15 protein-coding genes are annotated in these 15,539 nt (G+C 59.0%); 9 read left to right on the forward strand and 6 right to left on the reverse strand.

Going from position 1 to position 15,539, the window contains the following annotated elements:
* Positions 1-2: 2 nt before the first annotated feature.
* The 3 genes from KYE_RS11675 to KYE_RS11685 form a co-directional block, all read right to left on the reverse strand.
* The gene (locus tag KYE_RS11675) at positions 3-860 is read right to left on the reverse strand and encodes an acyl-CoA thioesterase (RefSeq protein ID WP_008173524.1); all 858 of its coding nucleotides are present in this window, start codon (positions 858-860) and stop codon (positions 3-5) included.
* 134 nt (positions 861-994) lie between these two features.
* On the reverse strand, positions 995-2,149 hold the full coding sequence (locus KYE_RS11680; protein ID WP_008173526.1) for an NAD(P)/FAD-dependent oxidoreductase: 1,155 nt from the start codon (positions 2,147-2,149) through the stop codon (positions 995-997).
* A 58-nt stretch (positions 2,150-2,207) separates the two neighbouring features.
* Positions 2,208-2,375: a rubredoxin gene (locus KYE_RS11685; RefSeq protein ID WP_008173532.1), complete on the reverse strand. Its 168-nt coding sequence runs from the start codon at positions 2,373-2,375 to the stop codon at positions 2,208-2,210.
* Between the two features lie 264 nt (positions 2,376-2,639).
* On the opposite strand from KYE_RS11685, the gene KYE_RS11690 reads away from it, so the two are divergent.
* The 5 genes from KYE_RS11690 to phoR all read left to right on the forward strand — a co-directional run bounded on the left by KYE_RS11690 (position 2,640) and on the right by phoR (position 7,106).
* Positions 2,640-3,197 carry a hypoxanthine-guanine phosphoribosyltransferase gene (locus KYE_RS11690; protein WP_008173534.1) on the forward strand — a complete coding sequence of 186 codons (558 nt, stop codon included), beginning with the start codon at positions 2,640-2,642 and terminating at the stop codon, positions 3,195-3,197.
* Entirely contained in the window at positions 3,178-3,741 is a 564-nt protein-coding gene (locus KYE_RS11695; RefSeq protein ID WP_008173535.1) for a chorismate--pyruvate lyase family protein, read from the forward strand. Before KYE_RS11690 ends, KYE_RS11695 begins: the two co-directional genes overlap by 20 nt.
* Before the next feature lie 69 nt (positions 3,742-3,810).
* Positions 3,811-4,698 carry a 4-hydroxybenzoate octaprenyltransferase gene (ubiA, locus tag KYE_RS11700; RefSeq protein ID WP_008173537.1) on the forward strand — a complete coding sequence of 296 codons (888 nt, stop codon included), beginning with the start codon at positions 3,811-3,813 and terminating at the stop codon, positions 4,696-4,698.
* Positions 4,699-5,040: 342 nt separating this feature from the next.
* On the forward strand, positions 5,041-5,733 hold the full coding sequence (gene phoB, locus KYE_RS11705; protein WP_008173539.1) for a phosphate regulon transcriptional regulator PhoB: 693 nt from the start codon (positions 5,041-5,043) through the stop codon (positions 5,731-5,733).
* Between the two features lie 53 nt (positions 5,734-5,786).
* Positions 5,787-7,106: a phosphate regulon sensor histidine kinase PhoR gene (phoR, locus tag KYE_RS11710; RefSeq protein ID WP_008173541.1), complete on the forward strand. Its 1,320-nt coding sequence runs from the start codon at positions 5,787-5,789 to the stop codon at positions 7,104-7,106.
* Here the strand turns inward: phoR and KYE_RS11715 are convergent.
* The gene (locus KYE_RS11715; RefSeq protein ID WP_008173544.1) at positions 7,103-7,978 is read right to left on the reverse strand and encodes a response regulator; all 876 of its coding nucleotides are present in this window, start codon (positions 7,976-7,978) and stop codon (positions 7,103-7,105) included. The genes phoR and KYE_RS11715 overlap by 4 nt on opposite strands.
* 228 nt (positions 7,979-8,206) lie before the next feature.
* Here KYE_RS11715 and KYE_RS11720 point away from each other — a divergent pair, with 228 nt between their 5' ends.
* The 3 genes from KYE_RS11720 (at position 8,207) to rsuA (ending at position 11,246) form a co-directional block, all read left to right on the forward strand.
* Positions 8,207-9,457, forward strand: a complete 1,251-nt coding sequence (locus KYE_RS11720) for a lytic murein transglycosylase (protein WP_008173546.1) — start codon at positions 8,207-8,209, stop codon at positions 9,455-9,457.
* 62 nt (positions 9,458-9,519) lie between these two features.
* Positions 9,520-10,548, forward strand: coding sequence for a metal-dependent hydrolase (locus tag KYE_RS11725; protein WP_008173547.1), 1,029 nt, complete (start codon positions 9,520-9,522; stop codon positions 10,546-10,548).
* A 5-nt stretch (positions 10,549-10,553) separates the two neighbouring features.
* On the forward strand, positions 10,554-11,246 hold the full coding sequence (gene rsuA, locus KYE_RS11730) for a 16S rRNA pseudouridine(516) synthase RsuA (RefSeq protein ID WP_008173549.1): 693 nt from the start codon (positions 10,554-10,556) through the stop codon (positions 11,244-11,246).
* A gap of 3 nt (positions 11,247-11,249) precedes the next feature.
* Here rsuA and KYE_RS11735 read toward each other — a convergent pair whose 3' ends face one another.
* On the reverse strand, positions 11,250-11,729 hold the full coding sequence (locus KYE_RS11735; RefSeq protein WP_008173551.1) for an asparaginase domain-containing protein: 480 nt from the start codon (positions 11,727-11,729) through the stop codon (positions 11,250-11,252).
* Between the two features lie 19 nt (positions 11,730-11,748).
* Positions 11,749-12,636, reverse strand: coding sequence for a D-alanyl-D-alanine endopeptidase (pbpG, locus tag KYE_RS11740; protein ID WP_264622617.1), 888 nt, complete (start codon positions 12,634-12,636; stop codon positions 11,749-11,751).
* A 288-nt stretch (positions 12,637-12,924) separates the two neighbouring features.
* On the opposite strand from pbpG, the gene KYE_RS11745 reads away from it, so the two are divergent.
* Positions 12,925-15,528 carry an EAL domain-containing protein gene (locus tag KYE_RS11745; RefSeq protein WP_008173554.1) on the forward strand — a complete coding sequence of 868 codons (2,604 nt, stop codon included), beginning with the start codon at positions 12,925-12,927 and terminating at the stop codon, positions 15,526-15,528.
* Positions 15,529-15,539: the final 11 nt, after the last annotated feature.

Here is a 15,539-nt window from a genome sequence, read left to right on the forward strand (position 1 = left end):
GGCTAGGACCTCTGACGAATCAGTGCTTCCTGGGTAGTGGATGCCACCAGCACACCGTCCTGATTGAAGAAATTACCCCGATTGAATCCCCGTCCGGCCGAAGCGCTGGGGCTATCCTTGTCATACAACAGCCATTCGTCCATGCGGAAATCCCGGTGGAACCAGATCGAGTGATCAAGGCTGGCCACCTGCAGCCCTTTGCTCATGAATGTCAGGCCGTGCGGGTTCAGGGAAGTCCCGAGGAACTGGAAATCCGATGCGTAAGTGAGCAGGCAACGGTGAAGCACGGGATCGTCTGGCAGATGCCCCTGGGCCCGGAACCAGCTCTGCTTGTGGGGCGGCCGCTTCTCCGGTTTCAGGGGATTGACCGGATTCACCGGGCGGATCTCGATCGGGCGGTCCCGGGTCAGAATCGGGCGCATCTTCTCGGGTACCTGGGGTGCCAGCAGTTCGCCCCATTCCTGTTCCGAGCGAAGTGTTTCCGGGTCCGGCGCATCCGGCATGATCAGCTGATGCTCGAATCCTTCCTCGGCTACCTGGAACGACATGGAACCGGTCAGGATTTCCTTGCCGTCCTGGCGGGCAATCACCCGACGTACCGAGAAACTGCCACCATCACGGACCCGCTGGACCTCGTAGTCGATGGGCATGTCCTGATTGCCGGGGCGCAAAAAGTAGGCATGAAGGGAGTGGCAAAGGCGACCTTCAACAGTTCGGCTGGCCGCCATCAACGCCTGACCAAGAACCTGCCCGCCAAACACGTTTGGAAAGCCCAGATCCTCGCTGTCCCCCTGGAAATGGTCGTCACCGATGGGCGAGAGATCCAGCAACTCCACCAGTTTCTTGGTTACCTCAAGCATGCCTGCTCCTGTGATTTCGTTAGCACACGAAGGAGTTTTCTACCGCAAGCGGCGAAATTTCGCAATGAAAAGCCGTCGCCGGCCAAGAGAAAGCAGCCCCGTGGTATCGGGGCTGCGGATTGGAGTCCGGCTAATCAGCCGTGTATCGGAGGCACTTCCTTGGACAGGGTCTGTTTCTCCACGGCATAGCTGCCGGTTACCGCAAACCCCAGTACATCGCCCCCGGCGCTCTTGAACAGCGCCTTGACGCTGGTGCCATCCTGCTCAACTTCCCAGTTGCCCTCGGCTTCCGACGGTGGTGGACAGACGGCGGTCGGGCAGCAGGGGGTCTTGATCATCACCGGCATGGTGCCATAGCTCACTTCGGTGCGCTCACCGAGCAAGGTTTTTGCAAGCGCCCGGGAACAGGCCATCAGCGGCAGGACATAAAGCAGCACGTGGCCGTCGACTTCGGCGCAATCACCGAGTGCGTAGACATCCGGCGCGGAAGTCTCGAGCGCGCGATTCACTACGATGCCCCTGGCCGTCTCCAGCCCGGCAGCCCGGGCCAGATCGGTCCTCGGGCGCAGGCCCACAGCGGACAGTACCAGATCAGCGTCCAGAGTCTCGCCATTGGCCAGGGTCAGACTGACCCCGTCACCCCTGCGGTCGATCCGATCAACCACGGTTCCGAGGTGAAACCCGACCCCCAGGTTCTCGAGCTCCTGCTGGACAGCATGAGCGGCCGCCTCCGGCAGCAGCCCCGGCATCACCTCCTCGGAAGGAGCAATCACGTCAACCTCGTAACCGCCATTGCGCAGGTCGTTGGCAAACTCACAACCAATCAGACCGGCTCCCATGATCGCCACCCGCTTGCCGTCGCCCAGGGCGTCCCGGAAGGCACGGTAATCCATCAGGTCATTGATCGAAAACACATGCTCCTGGCCATCACCGTCCAGGCCAAGCCGGATCACATCGGCGCCCCAGGCCAGAACCAGCTTGCTGTAGGCAAGTCGTTCATCACCGAGAATCAGTTCGTGGGCCTCGCTATCAATGCCGGTGACCGTGGCAAATGTGCGAATCCGGACATTCAGCTGATCCGCCATGGCGTCGGTACCGCCCTGGGCCAGGCCATCGGCGTCCTTGCCCTTGGTAAAGCCGGTGGACAACATGGGCTTGGAGTAGCTCACGCCATCGTCGGCGGTAACCATCAGAACCGGGGTCTCCTTGTCCTGCTTCCGGATTTCCCGCGCCAGGGAATAACCGGACAAACCGGTACCGACAATAATGATGGGGGCCTGTTCAGTCATAACCGTGTTCCTGTATTTAACTCACCTGGGCGGCTTTTACCGGCCGTGCCGGGTGCTATCAACCGATCTCGATCATTTCAAAATCTTCCTTGCCGACACCGCAATCCGGGCATACCCAGTCTTCCGGTACGTCTTCCCACTTGGTGCCCGGCTCAATGCCGTCCTCGGGCCAGCCTTCGGCTTCATCGTAAATCAAACCACACACCACACACTGCCACTTCTTCATATCGTTCTCCCAACATCAGACGGGCGCAATAATAATTGTCAGACAATATTGCACGCAAGTGTTTTATTCAGTTAACAGATACGAACAACTGTCGAATCAGGCCATCATACCCATCGCCCCGGTATTGACCAATGCCAATGCCGACGGTCCGGTCAGGGGATTTCTGCCAATAGCCACAAATACAGATCTGACAACCGGGGTGGCCCCTCCCTTCTGCAGGCCCTGTCCGGTATAATCGCCCGTTTTACGACAGGACCGACCGATATGACCGATACCGTCGCCGAAATGAACCAGGTTATGGCCGAAGCCGACTGCCTGGTGGATGAACAGCAGGTACAGACTGCAATTGGCAACCTGGCCGACGATATTACCGCCCGCCTGAAAGACAGTAACCCCCTGTTGTTCTGCGTGATGAACGGCGGGCTGATCCTGACCGGACAACTGCTACCCCGGCTCCGGTTTCCGGTCCAGGCCGAATACCTGCATGCCACCCGCTACCGTCAGGAAACTACCGGCGGCATTCTCGAGTGGAAACTGCAACCCGAAGCCGATATGCACGGCCGTACCATCCTGATTATCGATGACATTCTGGATGAGGGGACGACCCTGTGCGCCATCGCCGACTACTGCCGCGCTCACGGTGCCAGTGAGGTACTGACGGCCGTTCTGGTCGACAAGCAACATGACCGGAAAGCCCGTCCGGATCTGAAGGCCGATTTCACCGGCCTGGAAGTGGAAGACCGCTTCCTGTTCGGTTACGGCATGGACTACAAAGGCTACTGGCGCAATGCCCCCGGCATCTATGCAGTCAAGGGTCTCTGACATCGACAGTCACCTGACCATACCCCCGACGGACTGGTACCAATCGCTGACGGCCGCCGGCCTTCTTAACCCGGAGGTTCACGGGCCTGCCCGCTATTGGCTGCAGGTAGAGGGCTCGTTTACAAGAGCCCTGCAGAAACAGTGCAGCCATTCCTTTCACGTGGAGGTCCGCCGGGAGGGCTTTGCAACGCCGACACAGGAAGAGGCCCGGCGCCTGCGCATTCCCCACCGTCAACACGCCTGGATACGGGAAGTCAGCCTGTGCGGCGACAACCAGCCCTGGGTATTGGCCAGGACGGTCATTCCCCTGAAGTGTCTGGAGGGCGAGGGGCGCCGGCTGCTTCACCTGGGCAATCGACCTTTGGGCGCCTACCTGTTCACCAGCCCCCACTGGCAACGGGGCCCTCTGGAAACCGGCCTCTGCAGACCGGTAATCCCGGGACAGCCGGAACTGGCAAGGCGCTCCCTGTTCAGTGGCCACAACAGCTCTCTGCTGGTTGGTGAATACCTGCTACCGGCGCTGTTTCAGCGGAACACGCTTTAACCGGCCTCCTGCGACTGGCTATAATCCCAGCACTCATTCAATTCGAAGAACACCAGACGGACGCGCGCCATGCTGCCTGACGCTGTGCCAGAACCTATCCAGCGCCGGTTGGCCGACTACGCCAGCCTGCTCAGAATCGACCGCCCGATCGGAACCCTGCTCCTGCTGTGGCCGACCTACTGGGCCCTGTGGCTGGCCGGAGACGGCAGCCCCGCATTGGCTAATGTCATCATATTCACCCTGGGCGTGTTCTTCATGCGGGCGGCTGGCTGCGCCATCAATGACTTCGCCGACCGCGACTGGGACAAGCACGTCAAACGCACCAAGGATCGCCCGCTCACCGCCGGCCGGGTCAAACCCTGGGAAGCAGTAGCGCTCTTCGCCGGCCTGTGCCTGGTTTCCTTCCTGATGGTGGTCCTGTTCACCAACCCGCTGACCCTGTATCTGTCGTTCGGCGGCGCCCTGCTGGCGTTTATTTACCCGTTCATGAAGCGTTACACCCATTTGCCGCAGCTTTTTCTGGGCGCGGCCTTTTCCTGGGCCATTCCCATGGCCTGGGCGGCGGAAGCCGGTGAACTGAGCCAGCTCACCTGGCTGCTGTTCACCGCCAACGTGCTATGGACCGTTGCCTACGACACCCTGTATGCCATGGTGGATCGGGATGACGATCTGAAAGTGGGCATCAAGTCCACGGCCATCCTGTTCGGAGAAGCCGACAAGGCGATCATTGGCATGCTGCAGGCCATGGTTGTACTGATCCTGATCATGGTGGGCCATCGTGCCGAGCTGGGCACCTTCTACTATCTGGGCGTCGTGGCCATGGCCTGCCTGTTCATTTACCACCAGTACCTGGCGCGGGAACGTGAACGGGACGGCTGCTTCAAGGCGTTTCTGAACAACAACTGGGCCGGCTTTGCCGTTTTTGCCGGCCTTGTAATTGATCTCATGGTCAGCTGAACCTGTCATGTACTTGTAACACTTGAGCGTTGTAATGAGCGGTGTCCCGCCTGGCTGCTTTCTTAAGCTACTGAGCTTCTGAAAAGCCGAAGAGCTAGGCGTGCTGATGAAGGTTTGGTGGTTCCAAATCGAAACAGCAGAACAACGCTATTCGGCTTTTCAGAAGCTCCCGAAGGGCTCACCTCTGAGGGCTCTGAGCCCGCGTTACCAGTCTTTGATGTGGAACCACCACACCTGCAGACTGGCGCCTAGTTCAGAACCCTCAGAGGTAAGCAGTAGCTTAAGAAAGCAGCCAGGCGGGACACTGGCAACAAATCAAGGTCTGACACAGGTTAAAAGCTCATGACTGGAAAAACTGTCCTGATCGTCGATGATGAGGCCCCGATCCGCGAGATGATCGCGGTGGCCCTCGAAATGGCGGATTATGACTATCTGGAGGCAGCGGACGCCCGGGAAGCCCATGCCCTGATTGTCGACAAACACCCGGATCTCGTACTCCTCGACTGGATGCTGCCCGGCACCAGCGGCGTGGAACTGGCACGCCGCCTCAAGAAAGAAGAAGCGACCGCCGACATTCCCATCATCATGCTCACCGCCAAGGTCGAGGAAGACAACAAGATCCAGGGCCTGGAAGTTGGTGCCGATGATTACATCACCAAACCTTTCAGCCCCCGGGAACTGGTCGCCCGCCTGAAAGCCGTGCTTCGGCGTGCGACGCCGCCGGGCGTAGACAGCCCGATTGAAGTGGAAGGCCTGACGCTTGATCCGGTCGGGCATCGGGTCACCACCCAGGATGGCGCCCTTACCATGGGCCCGACAGAATACCGACTGCTTCAGTTCTTCATGACGCACCAGGAACGGGTATATACTCGCTCCCAACTCCTGGACCAGGTCTGGGGTGGTAATGTCTATGTTGAGGAGCGGACCGTGGATGTGCATATCCGCAGGCTCCGCAAGGCGCTTGGCGACCAGTACGACCACCTGATCCAGACCGTACGCGGAACCGGTTACCGCTTCTCGACCAGAGCCGCGTAAGTAACTCCGGCCAGCTGAGCATCAGCCCCGGAACGGACACAAGGCAGTTTTTGATGCAGCACAACTGGTCACGATACCTGCGCTACATTATCGGTGGCCTGATTGGCTCCACCCTGGTTGGCCTCTATTTCGGTGAGCCCGTCTACGGCCTTACCCTCGGGCTGATCGTCTATCTCTGGTGGACGCTGCTTCAGGCCAGGCGTCTCTACCAGTGGCTGTCCAACCCCAGCGCCACCGACGAAGCCCCCCAGAGCATCGGCCTGTGGGGCGATATTTTCGACAACCTTCACAAACTGCATCAGACCCACCTGAGAACCCAGGACCGGTTGAGGGCCCAGATCAATCGGGTTCAGGAATCCACCAACGCCATGCGCGATGGCGTGATCATGACCGATTCCCGCGGCGCCATGGAATGGTGGAACGGCTCCGCCGAGTATCTGCTGGGTTTCCGGCGCAACACCGATCAGGGCCAGTACATCCATAACCTGATCCGCACGCCGGCCTTCAAGACCTATTTCGATTCACGGGATTACCGCGATCCCCTGGAGATACATTCGCCGGCCAGACCTCATATTCACCTTCAGATCCAGATCAGCCTGTTTGGTGACGACGACCGTCTGATTGTCGCCAAGGACGTAACACGGCTGTACCAACTCGAACAGATGCGCCGTGACTTTGTCGGCAATGTGTCCCACGAGATGCGCACGCCCCTCACGGTCATCAGCGGCTACCTCGAAACCCTGGTGGACAATGCTGCCGACCTGCCGCCAAAGTGGCGCCGGGCCATTAACACCATGGCTGCCCAGTCATCCCGGATGGAAGCCCTGATCACCGATCTGATCCTGCTCTCACGTATTGAAACCGGGGAGCAAACGGTCAACGACACCCTCACGGACGTGGACCAGCTGCTGACCCAGATCTGTCATGACGCCCGGGCGCTCAGTGGCGAAAAACAGCACGAGATTACCGTGCATATCGGCGATCATCGCCTGCTGAAAGGCGATGAAAGCCAGCTGCGCAGCGCTTTCTCGAACCTGATATTCAATGCGGTGAAGTACACCCCTGCAAATGGCCAGATTATCGTGTCCTGGTCCACCAACCGGGAAGGCGCACACCTGTCAGTCAGGGATACCGGCATCGGTATCGACCCGGTCCATATACCCCGCCTGACGGAACGCTTTTACCGGGCCGACCCCAGCCGTCACAAAGACACCGGCGGCACCGGCCTTGGCCTGGCAATCGTCAAACACGTGTTGCTCAACCACGATGGCAATCTGGAGATTCGCAGCCGGATTGGCGAGGGCAGTGAATTTATCTGTCATTTCCCGCGGGAGCGACTGGTCGAGCGGATCCCCGAGAGGGCAGAGAGCTAGCGCATACCCGCGCGGAAGCGGGCGACAAACCTCGACAGGTCCTCCAGCTTTTTCGGGTCTTCATCGACAAAACGAATGGTAACGCTGACAAAGTCCGTGTCCTGGCGTTTGTCCACCGCCTGCAACTGGTGCACGTAGCCGTTCAACCTCGCCATCTGGCCCTCGGCGATCTCGATGTCCACTACCGCCTGGTCGAGAATCCCCGGGAATACCTGGTCCCGCTTCGCGATCACCCGCACCTCCGTCAGATTGATATCCTTGACCACCGATTTCAGGGTGCTCTCGGCGAAGCGTACCGAGGCCAGGCTCATGGGCGCCCGGGCCGAGGTCGGCCTTGTCGGTGCCAAAGGCTCGGGCCCGGGGGAAGAGGACGGTGACTCGGCGGAAACCTCCGCCGCGGCTTCGGGCTTGCGGGTCAGCAGGTTGGCCGACTCTTTGAAGGCATCGGCAGGGCTGGCCATGGATTTGCCGCTCCGGTCCATGGCATCTTTCAGTTTGCGGCCCATCACCTTGATGATTTTCTTGCTCAACCCCTCGGGGCTGAACGGTTTACCAAGGTATTCGGAAACGCCGCCTTTGACCGCTTCGATCACGTGATCCTTGTCGCCCCGGCTGGTGATCATGATAAAAGGCACGTTTTCGTACTGGGGCTGCTGGCGCATCCATTGCAACAATTCCAGCCCGGACATTTCTGGCATCTCCCAGTCGCACAGAATCAGGTCAAACGCGGTCCTCGACATCAATGACTGCGCTCGCCGGCCGTTCTGGGCGTCGGTAGTCTCGATGACAGGGAAACGCTGGCGCACGGTTCGCTTGACCAGATCACGTACAAAGCTGGCGTCATCCACCACCAGCGCTTTCAGCATTGCCATAGTTCAGACCTTCCCCTATCCACAACCCGGTTCTATGTTGCAACTATAGAACAAACACCCACGCCAGAAACCTGTCGGCAACAAAAAGACCACAATCGCCGTTTTTCGGGAACCGTCAGGTTAAAGAATTGTCACTCCACGGGAGCCAGGACAGTGTTTCTCCGGCTGGAAAACGCGCTAACATGGGCTCAGGATACTCCACGATCATCAGCCTGATAGAGGTTTTGTGTGCTGACCAAACCTGCAAGGATTCTTCGCCAGGGCGGCGTTACTCGCGGCTTATTGTTTTCCGGTTTTCTGTCATGTCTGTCACTGCCCGCCATTGCCCAGGACAGCGCTGAAGTTGAGCCAGCGGGATTTGCCGAATGCAAGGCCCGGCTTCAGAAGCAGGCCATTGCCGCCGGGGTCAGCAGCAAGACCGCCAGCGAGGTGATGTCCGGGGTCCAGCATCTGGCACGGGTGATCGAACTGGACCGGCGGCAACCGGAGTTCACCACTACCTTTGCCGACTACCTGAACCGGCGGGTTAACGATGCCCGGGTCAACACCGGCCGCGAACTGTTGCAGGAACATCAGGAGCTGCTGGCCAGAGTCACCCGGGAAACCGGCGTGCCCGCGCCTTATTTGGTGGCCTTCTGGGGCCTGGAAACCAATTTTGGCAGCTATTTCGGCAAGATGCCGGTACCCAGCTCCCTGACGACACTGGCCTGCGATCCCCGCCGCAGCACTTTCTTCACCGAGCAGTTGATCGCGGCCCTGCGCATTATAGACGAGGGCGCCATTCCGGCAGACCAGATGGAAGGTTCCTGGGCCGGCGCCATGGGCCACGTTCAGTTCATGCCGACGGTTTTCCTGAAACACGCGGTGGATGCCGATGGTGATGGCCGCAGGGATCTGTGGAACAGCCTTCCGGATGCCATGATGTCTGCGGGCCGGTTTCTCGAATCCATGAACTGGGACGGCGACTACCGTTGGGGCCGCGAGGTACTGTTACCCGAGAATTTCGACTATTCCCTTGCGGACGGGCGCCGTCTGCCACTCGAGCAGTGGCGCGAAATGGGCATTACGGATGCCTTCGGCAAGCCACTGGCCCGCGAACCGATTAATGCCGCCCTCGTGGTGCCGGCAGGACACCGCGGGCCGGCGTTTCTTGCCTATCACAACTTCCGCGTGATCATGGGCTGGAACCGCTCCGAGTTCTACGCCATCGCGGTTGGTCATCTGGCTGAGCGGATTGCCGGCGCGGGTAAACTGCAAAATCCGCCGCCCGAAGACGCGCCTGCGCTGTCCCGCGCCAACATCATCAACCTACAGAAAGCCCTGCAGCAACGGGGGTATGAGCCAGGCAACCCCGATGGCATCATGGGCCCGGGAACGCGGTCTGCCATCCGTCAGTTCCAGGCTGCCAACAACCTGGTGGCTGATGGCTACCCCGGTGAATCGGTGCTGGCGGCGCTGGAAATACCTGCAGGACAGTGATCCACCGGGGAGTCGGTGGCCTACTACTGCAGGACACCGTTTTGATGCGAGACTGATCTGACATGGATTCACTCACCCAGGCCGCCCTGGGCGCCTCCCTGGCCGGCGCCGTAGCCGGCAAGACTCTTGGCCGCTCGGTTTTGCTGACAGGCGCAGTTCTGGGCACCCTCCCGGATCTGGATGTTGTCATCGATTACGGCACCGCAGTGGCCAATTTCACCCAACACCGTGGATTCAGCCATTCGTTGTTCGTTCTGGCCCCTCTGGCAGTGGCCCTTGCCTGGCTGCTCTGGCGCTGGAAACCACAACTGAGTTTTCAGCGGTGGCTCGCCCTGACGGGGCTGATCCTGATTACCCATCCTTTGCTGGATGCCTTCACCACCTATGGCACCCAGCTGTTCTGGCCCATCGGGCCACCCATAGCCGTCAGCAGCATTTTTATCATCGACCCGCTATACACCCTGCCCCTGCTGGCAGGCTGCCTGTTTTTTCTCGCCCGGCCGCCCGCCAAAACAGCGATAGTTGCAGGCCTGGCAGTGTCCACCCTGTACCTGGGCTGGAGTGTTCTGGCCCAGCAAGTGATGACACAGCGAGTTCAACCCGCGCTTGCGGCCGCCGGCCTGGAAAACCCGGACCTGCTGGTTCAGCCCATGCCATTCAGCACACTGTTGTGGCGGGCGACGGCTCTGCAGGGTGATCAGCGGATAGAAATAGTCACCGGCTTTCTGGATGGCGACACGCCGCTGAATCTTGAATACTTTCCACGCCGCCCGGAGCTGGCGAGCGAAGTCTCGGACCTGCCCGAGGCCCGGCGACTTGAATGGTTCACCCGGGGCTTCCTGGATTACGACCAGGCCGGCGACCGCATCACGGCCACCGACATCCGGCTGGGCATTCCAGGCGCGCACCCGTTTACCTTTGTTCTGGCGACCCGCAATGGCAGCGGCATCGACCCCACGGCGAGCTTTCGGACTCCACGCCCACCAGTAAGCTCCGAAGCCCTCGGGCTGCTCTGGTCTCGGATGATTGCCGAAACGCCGGTGCTCTGCCTGGCCAGTCTGAGCTCCCCGGCACCCGGACAACGCTGCTGAACACCATGCGACTGGACCAGTTTATTGCCAACAGCACCGAGCTTTCCCGAAAAGAGGCCAAGCGGGCCATCGGCCGCGGAGAAGTAACGATCAATGAGCAAATCTGCAAGGGCGCCAACACCCGCCTGGCCGGGGATGAACGGGTGGCCTTGTCAGGCACCCTTCTGAGCCTCCCGGGCGAGCGCTATCTGATGATGAACAAGCCAGCAGGCGTGGTGAGCGCGACGACCGACAGCGACCATCCAACAGCGCTGGACCTGTTGCCAGCAGACATCACCCGACATCTCCATATTGCCGGGCGCCTCGATGCAGATACAACCGGCCTGCTGTTACTGACCACCGATGGGCAGTGGTCTCACCGGGTCACCTCACCGCGAACCGACTGCCCCAAGACTTACCGGGTAACCCTGAACGAACCTCTGAGCGACGCCGCGGCACAGCAACTGGAACGTGGTGTGGACCTGCATAATGATCCCAGGCCGACGCGACCGGCCCGGGTGCATTTTCTGGAAGAAAGGATCATTGAGCTGACGATTTCGGAGGGGCGCTATCATCAGGTCAAGCGCATGATGGCAGCCGTTGGCAACCACGTGGAAGCCCTTCATCGTGTCCGCATTGGACAGGTCGAACTGGACGATGCGCTGATGCCCGGCGAATACCGGGAACTGACCGCCGAGGAAAGAGACAGCCTGGCGTGATACTCAGGTGCGCTCGAAACGTTGCGCCTTGAGATTCTTGCGCACTGCACCGGCCTCGAACACTTCACCATTCATAGCAATATACACACCCGGCGGCAGCAGCTGCACCGCAGCCCAGGCAAACCCGACATTGAATACCGCATCGGTTCGGCGCATACGGGCCGGCTGCATCGCGCCGGTCAATACGATGGTCTTGTCCTTCAGGCCGGACAGCACCGCCGCAGTATCGGCCATGGTGTCCGTGCCGTGGGTGATAATGATTCGGCCACAATCGCATTCACTGGCCGCCGCCAGTACCTGCTGGCGATCATCATCGGTCATCTCCAGGCTGTCCTTGCGCAGCAGTTCCCGCAGGCGATAGCCCTCGTGGATGTTGGATTCAGACAGCAGCTCCGGCAGCAGGCTGTGCCCTACCTCGAACTCGCTGTTGGCATCGAAGTAGACCTTGTCGATGGTGCCACCGGTCGTGAATATCTGGATCATAACGGGATTCCTTTCAGTGTCAGTTCACACTGACCGTACTGTTACCAGCGGTCGCGTATGACGCGTTCTTTTCCTGTTCGTAACGCCGGGCGGCAGCGGCCACCGAGCCCCTGGCTCCGGTATCAAGCCAGCGCTTTATCCGTCCGGCATCGCCCAGCGGCGAGCGGGTACCGAGGGAATCAAGCAGCACGGTCACCACCTCTTTGCCGTTCATCTTCGAAATCATCACCAGGCAGCGCCCGGCCTCGGAGAGATAGCCGGTCTTGCTGAGGGCCACCCCCCAGCTATCCCGATGCACCAGGGCATTGGTATTCCCGAACGACAGGCTGTAACGGGGCTGCCGGAATTGCCCACGGAAATAACCGGTGGTGGAGTACTCCCGGATTTCCGGGTAATCAGCCGCAGCGTTTACCAGCTTTACAAGATCCGCGGCGGTTGAAAGGTTCTCCGACGACAGCCCGGTCGGATCAACAAACCGGGTACCGGTCATTCCCAGGGCCGCGGCCTTGGCGTTCATCGCCTCGATAAAGGCATCGAACCCGCCCGGGTGGCTACGGGCAAGGGTGTAGGCGGCAAAATTTTCGGAGGACATCAGTGCAATGCGCAGGACATCTTTACGCCGCATCTCCGAGTCGATGCGAATCCGACTGTAGGCGTTGGCGGCGGCGGGCGTATGCCGCTCATGAAAAGTCAGCCACTCATCCAGCGGCTCGCCGGATTCCAGCACGACCAGCGCGGTCATGACCTTGGTGACAGAGGCAATGGGTACGGACCGGTCGGCATTCTTGCCGAAAATCAGCTCGTTATCACCAGCCACGGCAACCGCGGCATTCACCGAAGCGAGCCTGGGTCCACTGTCTGTTTCTGCCTCCCGCTTTTGGGATTCACCCCCCGTTTGATGGGCCAAAAGCGATCCTGGCAGCCAGAGCAACATCAAGATCACGAAAGGGGAAAAGCCGGCGAGTCTCATTTGTACAGATCCTGTGGTTTATTCATGCATCGCGCAACCGGTCCGGAAACAGGCTTCTACAGATAGGATGGTCAGGGTTAACTATACCAGCGAATGTCTTGTTTGATCAGGTGAAAAGTTTCTTGCGCCAATTTCACCTGGCAAATGCAAGTGAGCTGAAAACCATTAAAATTCGACCAGATTCTTCGAGTCAGAAAACACCACTTAGCGGGACCGTCGCTTCATATGGATGACAGCACACATCAGACCGAAAAAGCCGTGCTGTCACAACTCCGAGCCCAGTCCGGGCTGACACCTTTTCGGCGGTGGATGCCCTTCCTGTTCCTGATGGCTGCCATGGCATACGGTCTGCTCGCAAGCCTCCTTCACGCGCCTGAAAATCCGCTTTCCGCGCTGTCGCACGTCGACTCTCCCGGGTCAGCGTCCCAGTCCTCCCGCATTGTGCAGATCGACTATCTGGTTGCGCCTCTGGAGCAGGTTATAGAAGACGAAAACTGGCGGCAGAAAAACTGGCAGGCGGCCCCGTCAGAGAACTCCGGCATTGGCTATTACAACGGACCTGTCACCTTCAAGGTGACGGTGGAGAACCCCGGAGCCACAAACGCCGAACATTGGGTCCTTGTATCCGCCCCCTACATCGACCGGCTCAGACCCGCCATTCTCGATGAAAATGGCGCTTTCCAGCGGCTTCGTGACATGGGAGACCTTTACCCGTTCGGTAACCGGCTGATTTCGCTACCACCGTGGATCTGGCCAGTTTCATTACCGGCGGGTACGACCACACTGTTGTTCGAGGTTCAGAATGCCGGCCCCACGCTACTACCCATTAGCATTCTGGAACCTGACAATGTTGTAAGCGACATCGCAGGAACCATGACCTGGAAGGCGTTCATCACTGGCCTCCTCGTCTTTGCGCTGTTGCTGAACCTCAGCTTCATGATGAAATTCAGACTCCCGGGGCTGGCCTGGTTGGGCGTTCTCACGCTATCCGTTATTCACGTGCAACTTGTCATGGAGGGCTTCGGGCTCTGGCTGATTTGGCCAGAATTCCCGGAAATAAACGCATTACTGAACATCAGCCTCTGTCTTTGCCTCATCTCACTTTGCCAAATCACGCCAAACTTTATCCAGGTCTCCAGACTCCCGAGACTGCTACTGAATGCAGCGAGTGTTCTTGGCCTTTTACATCTGCTGGCCATGCCACTGCGGCTACCGTTGCTCGGTCAGGACTCCTTCCTGATACTGGCCCTGACCGGTGGTTCAATGATTCTGGCCCTGACGCTAAAACAGGCCCGACACGAGGTGTATGCCCGCTATTTTGCGTTATCACTGCTCTTCATTCTCCTGGGTACAGTTATCTCGGCAGCACGGACTGTCGGCTGGGTCCCGGTGAACAGCTTTACCGATTCCGCCTTCTTTATCGGTGCAGCGGCCGCATCTCTGATCCTGACCAGCGGCATTGGCCGTCAGATATTGGAAGAGCGCAAAAAAAGGCTGGCTTCTGATATTCGGGCCCGCCAGGAACAAACGCTGCGATCTCACGTTGAGCAAAATTACAAGCAACTCCTCAAAACACACAGTGTTTCCGGCAAACCCAATCGGGCCATGCTGGAGGAGTCATTGGATCAACTTGATAGCCACCAACAGCCCTACACCGTCGCCATGATTCAGTTGACCCGGTTTAACGAAATCGAGCAGGCTCTCGGCTATCGGACGGCAGAGGATCTGCTCAGAAGTTATCTGTGGGAGCTCGACGGATTCCTGAAACGGATCATGGGTGATCAGTTGATCATGATTGACGGCTATGCCCTCGCCAGCATTGATACGAGCAATCATGCCTTTGCCTTTTTCCATACTGACGCCCCGGACACTTACCCGGAAAAACTGAAAACGCTCATGAATTGGTTGGGAGAGAACTTCCGCGAGGGCCGGTTCTCGCTATCGTGGAGTTCATCGGTGGGTATCGCCCATGCTCCGGAGCATGGGGTCGACGCGTCAGATATCCTTTCATCAGCTGGCTTTGCTGCCCTGGATACGCATCAGCCCCTGACGGTCTACGACCCGGCTATCGCGGACTGGCAGTACCAGCAGCAAATGCTGATGCTGGATATCGAAGAGGCACTGGGTAATGGCTGCATATGGCTGGAATACCAACCAACCGTGCGAATACAGGACGCACGTATCGCTTCGTTGGAAGCCCTGATCCGCTGGCAACACCCGGACTTCGGCACGGTTGCTCCGGATCGGTGGATCCCATTAGCCGAACAGGTCGGGATGATTCACCACGTTACGCTCTGGGTGGTGGACCGCGTCTGTGAAGATATGAGCGCGCTGAAGGCCCGTCACGGGGACCACATTGCCGTTGCGGTCAACATTTCTGCAAACGATCTCACCCACCCGGACTTTCTGGAAAAGGTGAAGGCAATTGTGCAGCACCATGGGGCACAACCTTCCGATCTTATTCTGGAGATTACCGAAACAGCGATGATGGCTGACACAGCCTTGGCAAAAGTCGTTATTCGGACCCTGAGCCAAAGCGGGTTCAGAATTGCCGTCGATGATTTTGGAACCGGGCACTCGTCGCTGGGAACCCTTGCCACATTCGAGCTGGACGAGTTAAAAATCGACCGGAGTTTTCTCAGCGACATACTCACCCAACCCGCCCGACAGCGGATATTCCGAGCGGCGCTTGACCTGGGTGAGGCTCTCGACCTGGATGTTGTGGTCGAAGGTGTGGAGGAGGAAGCTATCGCCGCCTGGCTACAGCAGTTCCCCGGCCTGTATGGCCAGGGATACTACTGGGGCAAGCCAGAACAGCTGAAGACCTGAGCTCCAAGCAG

Source organism: Marinobacter manganoxydans MnI7-9 (genome assembly GCF_000235625.1).
GTDB classification, from domain to species: domain Bacteria; phylum Pseudomonadota; class Gammaproteobacteria; order Pseudomonadales; family Oleiphilaceae; genus Marinobacter; species Marinobacter manganoxydans.